General features: G+C 70.7%; 10 protein-coding genes. 4 read left to right on the top strand and 6 right to left on the bottom strand.

All coding sequences use genetic code 11. The features are described from left to right. Positions 1-33: 33 nt before the first annotated feature. Together uvrB and ACWF94_RS19635 are read right to left on the bottom strand one after the other, a co-directional pair. On the bottom strand, positions 34-2,151 hold the full coding sequence (uvrB, locus tag ACWF94_RS19640; protein WP_453489589.1) for an excinuclease ABC subunit UvrB: 2,118 nt from the start codon (positions 2,149-2,151) through the stop codon (positions 34-36). Between the two features lie 132 nt (positions 2,152-2,283). After that, the gene (locus ACWF94_RS19635; RefSeq protein ID WP_453489586.1) at positions 2,284-3,174 is read right to left on the bottom strand and encodes an MHYT domain-containing protein; all 891 of its coding nucleotides are present in this window, start codon (positions 3,172-3,174) and stop codon (positions 2,284-2,286) included. A 268-nt stretch (positions 3,175-3,442) separates the two neighbouring features. On the opposite strand from ACWF94_RS19635, the gene ACWF94_RS19630 reads away from it, so the two are divergent. The 4 genes from ACWF94_RS19630 (at position 3,443) to ACWF94_RS19615 (ending at position 8,020) form a co-directional block, all read left to right on the top strand. Continuing rightward, on the top strand, positions 3,443-4,360 hold the full coding sequence (locus ACWF94_RS19630; protein WP_453489583.1) for a glycerophosphodiester phosphodiesterase: 918 nt from the start codon (positions 3,443-3,445) through the stop codon (positions 4,358-4,360). Positions 4,361-4,444: 84 nt separating this feature from the next. Beyond that, positions 4,445-4,990, top strand: coding sequence for a methylated-DNA--[protein]-cysteine S-methyltransferase (locus ACWF94_RS19625; protein ID WP_453489580.1), 546 nt, complete (start codon positions 4,445-4,447; stop codon positions 4,988-4,990). Positions 4,991-5,385: 395 nt separating this feature from the next. After that, positions 5,386-6,618, top strand: a complete 1,233-nt coding sequence (locus ACWF94_RS19620) for an MFS transporter (RefSeq protein WP_453489592.1) — start codon at positions 5,386-5,388, stop codon at positions 6,616-6,618. A gap of 499 nt (positions 6,619-7,117) precedes the next feature. Continuing rightward, entirely contained in the window at positions 7,118-8,020 is a 903-nt protein-coding gene (locus ACWF94_RS19615; protein WP_453489577.1) for a pseudouridine-5'-phosphate glycosidase, read from the top strand. 231 nt (positions 8,021-8,251) lie between these two features. On the opposite strand, the gene ACWF94_RS19610 is transcribed toward ACWF94_RS19615, so the two are convergent. The 4 genes from ACWF94_RS19610 to ACWF94_RS19595 all read right to left on the bottom strand — a co-directional run. Further along, the gene (locus ACWF94_RS19610) at positions 8,252-8,950 is read right to left on the bottom strand and encodes a uridine kinase (protein WP_453489574.1); all 699 of its coding nucleotides are present in this window, start codon (positions 8,948-8,950) and stop codon (positions 8,252-8,254) included. A gap of 101 nt (positions 8,951-9,051) precedes the next feature. Beyond that, on the bottom strand, positions 9,052-9,621 hold the full coding sequence (locus tag ACWF94_RS19605; protein ID WP_453489571.1) for a cupin domain-containing protein: 570 nt from the start codon (positions 9,619-9,621) through the stop codon (positions 9,052-9,054). Positions 9,622-10,209: 588 nt separating this feature from the next. Then, positions 10,210-10,947: a DUF7873 family protein gene (locus ACWF94_RS19600; protein ID WP_453489568.1), complete on the bottom strand. Its 738-nt coding sequence runs from the start codon at positions 10,945-10,947 to the stop codon at positions 10,210-10,212. A gap of 187 nt (positions 10,948-11,134) precedes the next feature. Then, on the bottom strand, positions 11,135-11,771 hold a 637-nt coding region (locus ACWF94_RS19595; RefSeq protein ID WP_453489565.1), incomplete at its 5' end, for a cytochrome P450.

The following is an 11,771-nucleotide window of genomic DNA, read 5'->3' as shown; positions in this document are numbered from 1 at the left end:
CGGCCCGGGACACCCGTGCCGGGCCTGGTCGCGTCAGGCGATGCCCGCCTCCTTCATCTGGCGCAGCTCCCTCTTCAGCTCGCCGACCTCGTCCCGCAGCCGGGCGGCCACCTCGAACTGGAGGTCGGCGGCGGCGGCCCGCATCCGCTCGGTCATCTCCTCGATGATCCCGGTCAGTTCGGCCGCGGGGCGGTCGCTGAGCACCTCGCCCTGCTTGGCGCCCCGGCCCTCGCGGCCGAGCGCCGGGACCGCGGCCTTGGCCGCCTTCCCCGACTTCGGCTTGCGGTAGTCCGTGCCGAGCAGCTCCTCGGTGTCGATCTCCTCGCGTGCGATGGTGGCGACGATGTCGTTGATCTGCTTGCGGAGCGGCTGCGGGTCGATGCCCCTCTCCGTGTTGTACGCGATCTGCTTCTCCCGGCGGCGGTTGGTCTCGTCGATGGCCTTCTCCATCGCCGGGGTGATCTTGTCCGCGTACATATGGACCTGGCCGGAGACATTGCGCGCCGCGCGGCCGATCGTCTGGATCAGCGAGGTGCCGGAGCGCAGGAAGCCCTCCTTGTCGGCGTCGAGGATCGCCACCAGGGACACCTCGGGCAGGTCGAGGCCCTCCCGCAGGAGATTGATGCCGACCAGGACGTCGTACTCACCGGCGCGCAGCTCGCGCAGCAGCTCGACCCGGCGCAGGGTGTCGACGTCGCTGTGCAGATAGCGGACCTGGATGCCCAGTTCCAGGAAGTACTCCGTGAGGTCCTCGGCCATCTTCTTGGTGAGGGTGGTGACCAGTACCCGTTCCGCTCTCTCGGTGCGCAGCCGGATCTCATGCACCAGATCGTCGATCTGGCCCTCGGTGGGCTTGACGACGACCTCGGGGTCGACCAGGCCGGTGGGCCGGATGATCTGCTCCACGAAGCCGTCGCCGCGGGAGAGTTCATAGGTGCCCGGGGTGGCCGACAGATAGACCGTCTGGCCGATGCGCTCGGTGAACTCCTCCCACTTCAGCGGCCGGTTGTCCAGCGCGGACGGCAGCCGGAAGCCGTGCTCGACGAGCGTGCGCTTGCGCGAGGCGTCGCCCTCGTACATCGCGCCGATCTGCGGGACGGTGACATGCGACTCGTCGATGACCAGCAGGAAGTCCTCGGGGAAGTAGTCGAGGAGGGTGTTGGGGGGCGAGCCGGGGTCGCGGTCGTCGAAGTGCATCGAGTAGTTCTCGATGCCGGAGCAGGAGCCGATCTGGCGCATCATCTCCAGGTCGTAGGTGGTGCGCATGCGCAGTCGCTGGGACTCCAGCAGCTTGCCCTGCTTGTCCAGCTCGGCGAGACGCCGGTCCAGCTCCGTCTCGATGCCGCGGGCCGCCTTCTCCAGGCGCTCGGGGCCCGCCACGTAATGGCTCGCCGGGAAGACGTACAGCGCCCGGTCCTCGCTGAGGATCTCGCCGGTGAGGGGGTGGAGGGTGGACAGGGCCTCGATCTCGTCGCCGAACATCTCGATGCGGACGGCCAGCTCCTCGTAGACCGGGAAGATCTCGATGGTGTCGCCGCGGACCCGGAAGGTGCCCCGCGCGAACGCCGCGTCATTGCGCGTGTACTGAATGTCGACGAAGCGGCGCAGCAGCTGGTCCCGGTCGATCTCGTCGCCGACCTTGAGCGGCACCATGCGGTCGACGTACTCCTGTGGCGTGCCGAGGCCGTAGATACAGGAGACCGAGGCGACGACGATCACATCGCGGCGGGTGAGCAGGGAGTTGGTCGCGGAATGACGCAGCCGCTCGACTTCCTCGTTGATCGAGGAGTCCTTCTCGATATAGGTGTCCGACTGCGGTACGTACGCCTCGGGCTGGTAATAGTCGTAGTACGAAACAAAATACTCGACCGCGTTGTTCGGCAGCAGCTCGCGGAATTCGTTCGCCAGCTGGGCGGCCAGGGTTTTGTTCGGCGCCATCACCAGGGTGGGGCGCTGGAGCCTCTCGATCATCCACGCGGTGGTCGCCGACTTGCCGGTGCCGGTGGCGCCGAGCAGGACGACATCCCTCTCGCCCGCGCGGATACGGCGCTCCAGGTCGGCGATGGCCGTGGGCTGGTCGCCGCTGGGCTGGAAGTGACTGACGACCTCGAAAGGCGCCACCGTACGTTCGATCTGGGAAACGGGCCGCATGGAACCACCGTACGACCCCCCACTGACAACGGGGCCGCGAAGCGGCTCCCGGGCGGCTCCGGGGCGTCTCCCGAGCCCCGGTGCCCGGCCGGGCACGATGGCCCGGTGCCGGGATCGCCGCTGGTCAGCAGGTCACCAGCCGTCGGTACGGGAGGGCTGTCGGCGCGGCGGGTCATCGGTCGACCAGCTCGCGGACGCATTGCCGAACGGGGGCGGCGGCACCACGGCCCGCTGGGCCGGGACCCCGGGCTCGACCGGCGCGCTCCTGGCCGGCTTCTGCCAGTCGGGCTCCCCCATCACCAGCAGCGGGTCGAACATCACGACCACCCCGGCGAGCAGCAGGAAGACCACGGGTCCGATCAGCATCGGCGCGAGCAGGGTGGCGGGCGATTCACCGACGCCCGCGCCGTCGGCGGCGTGATGCAGCTGGACGCTGACCGAGGCCATCCCGGTGTAGTGCATGCCCGTCACCGCGACGCCCATCACCAGACTGGCGCCGAGGCTCGCCATGAAGCCGTGGACCGACACCGCGGCCCAGAGGGCGGCGGTCGCGGCGACGACGGCGATCACGACGGAGAGGACGACGACCGGAATGCTGTACTCGATGCTCCCCTGCATCCGCATGCCCGCCATGCCCAGGTAGTGCATGGAGGCCACACCGAGGCCGGTGATGGTGCCGCCCGTGATGAGCGACATCACGGTCGCGCCCCGGTAGCCGACGATGAAGATCCCGATGCCGACCATGACGATCGCCACGGCGAGACTGGCGAAGGTGATCGGCCGGTCGTAGGTGACGGGGGTCTCCGCCACCGTGAAGCCCATCATGGCGATGAAGTGCATGGTCCAGATACCGGAGCCGATCGAGGTGGCGCCGAGGAGCAGCCACCCCGGTTTGAACGAGTCCGTGTTGCGCACCGACCTCGTCGTACAGCGAAGGCCCAGCGCCGCTCCCAGACAGGCCATCACATAGGCGGCCACGGGTGTGACCAGGCCATAGCTGAAGCCGTCGAGTGTTCCCTGCATTCCGTTCGTCCTTCGCTCTTCGCCCCGCGCGTCCCGGCGACCCCGGCAGTGATCCCCTGACCCAATGATGGAACGTCTGTTCAAGGGGCGAGAGTATGGCCTGGCCACCATTTATCAAACATTCGAGGGATGATCCACTTCTACGGAATGCGTCACTTGGCGCAGCCCCGGCGCAGCCAATTCACTTTCTGGCCACACTTCCCCACTGCGACGTTCGACTACAGGTGTCACTCTGACCACACCGTTTACCGACGCGTGAGGAGTCAAGGTGTACGTACGTCCCGTCACAGCAACTGCCGCCGCACTGCTGGGAATCGGCGCGACACTGGTGTCCGCCCCCCTGGCCCAGGCCAACCCCGCTCCGGCCGCCGCCACGCCCGCTGTCCCGGCCGCCGCATCCGCCGGACGGGGTGGCGACCCGCTCGTCATCGCGCACCGGGGTGCCTCCGCCTATGCGCCCGAGAACACCCTGGCCGCCGTCGATCTCGCCGATGACATGGGCTTCTCCTGGGTCGAGAACGACGTCCAGCGCACCAAGGACGGCGAGCTGGTCGTCATGCACGACGACGCCCTGGCCCGGACGACCGATGTCGAGCAGCGCTTCCCCGAGCGCGCGCCGTGGAAGGTGAAGGACTTCACCGCGGCCGAGATCGCCACGCTGGACGCGGGCAGCTGGTTCGGTGAGAAGTGGGCGGGCGCGCGCGTTCCGACCCTCAAGCAGTATCTGAACCGGGTAGACCACAATGGCCAGAAGCTGCTCCTCGAAATCAAGCGGCCCGAACTGTACCCGGGCATCGAGAAGGACACCCTGAGGGTGCTCCGCGAGGAGGGCTGGCTCGACCGCTCGCACGTCAAGCGGAAGCTGGTGATCCAGAGCTTCGGCGCGGACAGCGTGAAGGCCGTCCACCAGCAGCGGCCGGACGTCGTCACCGGGTTCCTCGGTACGCCCGCGGTCGCCGAGCTGCCTGCCTACGCGGCCTTCACCGACCAGATCAACCCCGCCCACACGACGATCACGGCCGACTATGTGGCCGCTGTGCAGCGGCTCAAGGGCGCGCACGGCAAGCGCCTCCAGGTCCACACCTGGACCGTGAACGACGCGGCCGGCGCAACGCGGGTCGACGGGTTCGGGGTGGACGGGATCATCACCAACAACCCGGACATCGTGCGCGACGCCGTGAGCTGATCACCCGACGCCGGCGGTGACCCGCCGGGTGCCCGGGAGGGCGCCCGGCGGGCATTGTCAGTGGCCGGTCGTACGGTTGTCCCCATGAAGAGCTTCGAGTGGACCGTCGTGGACACGGCCATCGGGCCGCTGCTTCTCGCCGCGACGGACCGGGGCCTGGTCAGCGTGGTCTTCCATGCCGACCGGGCCGTCCGGGACAAGGCGCTGCGCGAGCTGGCCGGCCGGCTCGGTGCCGACCCCGTCGAGGTCTCGGTGACCGCCGGTGCGCCGAGCCCGCTCGCCGAGCCGATACGCCAGCTCGACGCGTACTTCGCGGGTGAGCTGCGCGAGTTCGCGCTGCCGCTCGACTGGTCGCTGTCGGGCGGGTTCAACCGCGAGGTGCTGCGGGAGCTGGCGGCCGGTGTTCCCTACGGCTCGGTCGTGGGGTACGGGGAGCTGGCGGCCCGGGTCGGCCGGCCCGGGGCGGCGCAGGCCGTGGGGGCGGCGATGGGCTCGAATCCGCTCCCGGTGGTGGTGGCGTGCCACCGGGTGGTGGAGACGGACGGCAAGCTGGGCGGCTTCGGCGGCGGACTGGAGACCAAGCGGAAGCTGCTGGCGCTGGAGGGAGTGCTTCCGGAGCCGCTGTTCTGAGCCCGGGGCCTCCGGAGGCCCCTGGGGGCACCTGGGGCCGGGCGCCCATGCGCCTGGGCTCCCATATGCGCGTGAGCCCACAGGCCCGTCGGCCCGCAGGCCCGTGCGTTCATGGGTGCCGGGGTGTGGGACGGCCGGGCCGGGGGACCCGCTGCCCTGGCCGGTGCCCGGCGAGGGCCCTGTCCGGTGCCGGCGAGAGGGCGAGCCAGCGGGTCCGGGCATGGCCATGCATGACCGGGCATGACCGGGCGCCACTGTCGTACGAAAGTACGAGCTGGCACACTACGCAAGTGATCACCAGCTCTGACTCATCCGACATATCCGACGGGGAGCCATCCCGGTCCGGGTCCCCCGCGACCGGGACCCCGACCGACCGGACTCCGGCCTTCCGCCCGGTGTCCGACGACGAGCTGCCCGCGCTGCGCCGACGGGTCACCGCCGTCCTCGTGGCCAGTCAGATCCTCGGCGGACTCGGCATCGCGATCGGGGTGGCGCTGGCCGCGGTGCTGGCACAGCGGGTCAGCGGGTCCGAAGCGCTGTCGGGACTCGCGTCGACCGCGAATGTGGCCGGGACGGCGCTGCTGTCCGCGCCGCTCGCCGCGCTGATGACCGCGCGCGGTCGCCGGCCCGGACTCGTCCTCGCCTATGCGATCGGCGCGGCGGGCGCGGGTGTGGTGGTGCTGGCAGCCGTCATCGAGAACTTTCCGCTGCTGCTCGCCGGTATGGCAGCGTTCGGCGCGGCGTCCCTGGCGAACCTCCAGGCGAGGTTCGCCGCGGCCGATCTGGCCGTGCCGGAGCGGCGCGGGCAGGCGATCTCCCTCGTCGTCTGGGCCACCACGATCGGTGCGGTGCTCGGCCCCAATGTCGCGGCCCCGGCGGGCCGCAGCGTCTCCGGGCTCGGCATCCCGGCCGAGGCGGGCCCGTTCCTCTGGGCGGGCGGTGTCTTCATCGTCTCCGGCATCCTGGTTCAGGTGCTGCTGCGGCCCGATCCGCTGACGACCGCCCGTGCGCTGGCCCCCGCCGAGCCCTCCGCCGACAGCCACTCACTGCGGGCCGGGATGCGGGCTGTACGGGAGTCGCCGATGGCGCGGCTCGCGCTGGTCACCGTCGCCGTCTCACACACGGCGATGGTGGGGATCATGTCAATGACCCCGGTGGCGCTCAGCCACCACGGCGCGGGCATCCAGCTGATCGGCCTGGTCATCAGCGTCCATATCGCGGGCATGTACGCGTTCTCCCCCGTGATGGGCTGGCTGACGGACCGGTTCGGCCGCCTCGCGGTGATCGGGCTCACCGCCGGGCTCCTCTCCCTGGCGGCCCTCCTGGCCGGTACGGCGGGGTCGAGTCACACCCAGACCGCAGCCGGGCTGTTCGTCCTCGGCCTCGGCTGGTCGGCGGGCGTGGTCTCCGGCTCCGCCCTGCTCACCGACGCCGTGCCCCAGCCCGCGCGCGCCGCCGCACAGGGCCTGTCCGACATGGTCATGAACGCGGCGGCGGGCATCGGCGGCGTCTTCGCCGGCCTGATCGTCGCGCAGGCCGGATACGGCTGGCTGAACGTGGCCGGCGCGTGTCTGCTGATCCCCATGGCCGGCCTGGCGATGCGCCGGGCGATCGCCGGCGGGACTTGATGTGCCCGCCCCCGTACGGGCTGACCGGACCGGGCCCCGGAAGTGGTCACCTCCGGGACCGGGCCGCGCCCTCGGCCCGGACCCGCGGCGCGGGCGGTCGCCCCACAGGGTGGTGACCCGCCGCGCGGGCGGTCGACCCACAGCGCGGGCGGTCGGGGTCAGGGCGCGGACGCAGCCGCCGTGCGTGCCCTCAGGAGGGGCTGGAAGAAGCCCGAGCGGTCCGGGTCGTACCAGACGGGGTCGATGAAACCCGCCGCCGTCACCAGGTCGGATGTCACGTCCTGGGTGAGCGCCCTGCTCGGCGATGTTCACGTCCCAGTCCGCGTACATCAGGTCGTAGTCGGCCGCCAGATCGTCGTAGAACCGTCTCGTCGCTGACTCCGCTGGCTCCGCCGACTGCGCCGACTCATCCACGACACCCAGGCCAACCGGGGCGTGGGCTGTGCGAATACGGCGATGTGAGGGTTTGAGCGGCATCCGTGCGTGCCAGGGTTGGGACATGCTGCTCACTCAGATGTCCGAGGAAGTAAGTGAAGCGCTCGCCGCACACCGGCCGGTCGTTGCCCTGGAGTCCACGATCATCGCCCATGGCCTCCCCCGGCCGCGCAATCTGGCCGTCGCGGCGGAGCTGGAAGGGCTGGTGCGGTCCGAGGGCGCCGTCCCCGCCACGGTCGCCGTGCTCGACGGCCGGATCCATATCGGCCTGGACAAGCACCGGCTGGAGCGGGTCGCCCATGAGGACGGCGTACGCAAACTGGGCCGGCGGGACCTCGCACCCGCCGTGGCGGCGCTGGCGAGCGGGGCGACAACGGTGTCGGCGACCGCCTTCCTGGCCGCACGGGCCGGAATCCGGGTCTTCGCGACCGGAGGGCTCGGCGGGGTGCACCGCGAATGGACGCACTCACAGGACGAGTCGGCGGATCTTCGGGTCCTGGCGCAGACGCCGATCACGGTGGTGTGCGCGGGAGTGAAGTCGGTTCTGGACGTTCCGGCGACGCTCCAGCGGCTGGAGACCCTGGGGGTAAGCGTCCTCGGGTACGGGACGGACCGATTCCCCGGCTTCTATCTGGCGGCCTCCGGGGAGCCGGTCGACTGGACGGTCCACTCACCGGAGGAGGTGGCGGAGGTGGTGCACGCGCGCGAGGCGCTCGGCGCCCCCGAGTCGGCGCTCGTCGTCGCCAACCCGGTCCCGGAGTCGGAGCAACTCGATCCGGCCCTGCACGACCGGGTGCTCGGCGAGGCGCTGGACGAGTGCCGGGAGCGGGGCATCGTCGGGCAGGGCGTCACGCCGTTCCTGCTGGACTTTCTGACGCGCCGGACGGATGGGGCATCGCTGGAGGCCAATGTGTCGGCGGTACGCGGAAATGTGCGCCTGGCCGCCCGGATCGCCGCGGCGCTGTGACCGGTGACGGCGGCGGGCCCCCCACCGCGGACCCGGCCCACCGCGGACCCGGCCCGCCGGGGACAGGGGACACCGGCTCCGGCGCCCTGCCGGCCCGACCAACCCCACTGGCCCCCCTGCTCCACCGGTCTCCTGGGTGCCCCCGACCCCACCGGCCCCACCCAGCCGCCCGGTGCCGTCCGGTGCCACCCGGTGCCGTCCCTGGGCCGGTTGACCCGACCGCCGCCCCGGCTACCCCATCCCGCCCCACGCCGGACGACGCGGGCCGTCGGCGCGTACGAGCACATCGGCGGTGCCCGCCGGATCGACCTCCTCCTCGTACCGCTGAAACGCCGGGAGGGTCCAGTGGTCGCCGGCGTCGGTACGGCGTCGCAGGGCCGCGGGCGACAGCCGCAGATGCACGGTCAGGTCGAACGGAAACCAGTGCCCGAGCAGAAGCGGCCCGTACAGCAGCAGCACCCCGCCCGGCGGCAGCGCCTTCCGCGGGCTGCGGGTCGCCCGGTCGGTGCGGGGATCCCACAGGTCGGGCAGCACGAGCCCGCTGCCGTCCGGCTCCAGCGGCCCGAAGACCTCCCGCCACAGCGCGCCGATGTCGAACCAGCCGCTGTAGTACGTATCGGGGTCCTCGCGCCCGTACTCGTACCGCAGGGAAGCGGGCCGCAGAAAACCGTCGGTGCCGATGGCGAGGACACCGCGCCCCCGCAGCCGCAGCGCCTCCTCGATCCGCGCGGCGAGTTCCCCGGGGCGCGCGGCGGGAGCCCCGTCCACGGCTACGCGCAGCCAGGGGCTCCCTTTCCCGTTCCCGGCCCCCTGACCAGCCCCCGGCCCGGCCCCCGGACTGTTCTCCTGCCCGATCTCCGGACCGGCGTCCAGGATGCTGTCGGCGACGGCGTCGGTCAGCCGCTCCCAGGTGATCGCTTCGAGTCGCACGGGTCCATCATCGGCCAGACCCGCGCATCAGAGCGCCGCCCGGCGCACGACTGCCTTGAACCGCCCCCAGCGCAACACCCCGCGCCCGCCCGGTACCGCCGCTACTCACCCGCGCAGGACGGTGCCTCCGCGTCCTCCGACAGCGGATCGCCCTTCGGCACCAGATAGGTCGCGTAGAGCACCACCGGCTCGGTGCCGAGATTGCGTCCTATGTGCCGGTGCCGTCGGCCAGAGGGCTCTATGAAGGCGGATCCGGCGGGGGACACTTCCACGGAACAATCCCTGAGGGTCCGCGTCAGCGTCCCCGATTTGACGACGACCAGGAGCTGCCCCGCGTGGTGGTGCCAGCCGGTGGAACCACCGGGGTCGATGGTGATCGTGCTGACGACGACATCCGTACGGCCCTTGGAACGCAGCCTCAGGGGCGCGTCGGACGAACCCTGGGCGAGCACCGTGCCCGAGACGCCGCTGCCGGGTGTGGCGTTCGCCGATGACGGCACGGTGGCGACCGCGGCGAGACATCCCGCCAGTGCCATCGCACCCCGCGCCCGCCGCGCGGCGTCCGCGCACCCTTTCGTGTTCCCCTTGGTGTTCCCCTCGGTCGCACCGGCCGCGCCGATCGCACCGGCCGTACTCGCCGCACTGCCCACCGGTCCGCTGTTAACCACCATGGCACCCTCCAACTCGTCGGCACGGCACCGGTGTTCCCTCGCCGAACGCCAGCCCGTGAGGTGTCGTGAAACGGCGGTCACGCTACCGAAATCAGGGCCGGGTCAGGGACGGAACGCGCCGAAGACGACAGCAGGCCGCCATCGGGCGTCAGGGGTGATCGAGGTGTCCGGACATGGGAGCGGGCCCGGAGGCGTAGCCGACCTCCGGGCCCTTGATGTGCCACCCATACAGCACGTCGGCACGCTTGAGGACCCGAGTCAGTCGTCATGTCGTCGCGTCCTGCCTTTGGACCACCGCACATCGAGCTGTGCGGGCCGGACTTGAACCGGCACTTCGACGTCCCAGGGCTCGGGCCCGGTCGATCCGACGATCGGCGGCGAATACTGAATCTGGAGCAATAGTCTGAGTTTGACGGCGGTCTGCCTCTGCCTGGCTTGGGCTACCGCGACCCGCACTGTGTGCTTCGTAGTGCCGCGGGGAGGATTCGAACCTCCACTGGAACCGCGCAATCACGACAAGCCTCAGTTTCAGCTTGCGCTCCTCGCGCACCCCGCCCACGCTCAATGCGCGAACGGGGAGTATGGAGGCTACCCGAACAGGTAGCCGAACACCGCATCACCCACCCGCTGGTCGGTGACCTCCGCGCCATTGGCCTCCTCGCGCGCGAACTTCACGGCCTGCTGGAGCTTCTCCACCCGCTCCAGCAGCTCGTTCACCCGCCGGGCCGGCAGCGCGCCGGAGAACTTCACCGTCGTCCAGTAGCCGACCGGTATGTCCTCGTAGTACACCTCGACCTGCGCCGGGTGCTTCTCGGTCGCCTCTGCCTTCACATGGTTACGCGGGACCTTCTTCGTCCGCAGCGTACGCACGGCCTCCGTCTTCCAGGCATCGGTCGACGGGTCCTGCGTCCAGGACTCCGAGGCGTCCAGCACCGGAAGCTTGCGGACAAAGGTGTTGAGGTCCGTCAACTGCTTCTCCAGGAAGAGGAGATACGCCACCGGCACCGCACTCACCAGCACCCGGCCGTCGACCGTCACATCGGCGCGCGCTTCGCAGTTCGCCCAGTCCTTGGTAGCGGTCACGTCGAAGAGCCTGGTCAGCGTCCTCGCCGTCTCGCGCAGCACATCCTCGGCCTTGACCTGGACCCGCGTGGACTCCGGCGGCAGCTGCTCGCCCTCCTCGTCCTTCGGCTGGTACGTGCGCGAAATACCGGCGAGCAGCGCGGGCTTCTGGAGCCCGTGGTGGGCCGCCGTCAGGTCCTGGTGCGCCTTGGACTTCACGCCCTTCTCGACGGCGATGATCTGATTGAGTTTCGTTGTCGCCACGCGATCAAGCTAACAGCACCACCGGGCCTTGCTCGACCGAATATTCGTAGCCTCGGTCAGGGTTTTCGTTCGGTTCGGACGGGATGTCCGCACCCTCTTCTACGGCGCCGGGCGACCCCGCGCGCGACGGCGCCGGCCCGCTCCGGGCAGCCGCGCCAGGCAGCCGCACCGGGCGCGGGTCTTCGCTTCAGTAGCGCACCGGAAGGGCGACCAGCCCCCGGGCGCGGGTGGACGGCCGCCGGCGCAACTCGCGCTCGTCGACGTCCAGTGCGAGCCGGGGAAAGCGCTCCAGCAGCGCGGTGAGGGCGACTTCGGTCTCCAGGCGTGCCAGGGGCGCCCCGATGCAGTAGTGGATACCGTGCCCGAGCGCGACATGGCCCGAGGTGTCACGGTCCGGATCGAAACTGTCGGGGTCGGGGTAGCGGCCCGGGTCGCGGTTGGCGGAGGAGAGGGCGAGCATGACGGTCTCCCCCGCCGGGACCCTCACCCCGCCGATCGTCAGATCCTCGACGGGGAACCGGCGCAGGGCCAGCATCGCCGGACCGTCGTAACGGAAGATCTCCTCGACCACCGCCCCGATCCGGCCCGGCTCCGCCCGCAGCGCGGCCAGTTGGGCGGGATGGCGGAACAGCGCGAGGACCGCGTTGCCGATGACCTGCACGGTGTTCTCGTATCCGGCGAAGAGGATGAGGAACGCCAGCGACATCAACTCGTCCTCGCTGAGCCGGTCGTCCTTCTCCTCGCCGGCCTCCCCGCGCACCGCGATCAGCGCGGACAGCAGATCGTGGGGTTCCTCGCCGGGCTCCGCGCGCTTGTGCGCGAGG

Source organism: Streptomyces sp. NPDC055078, assembly GCF_053607985.1.
The sequence above is the reverse complement of the archived record's forward strand: the minus strand, read 5'-3'. Positions and strand labels throughout refer to the sequence as shown.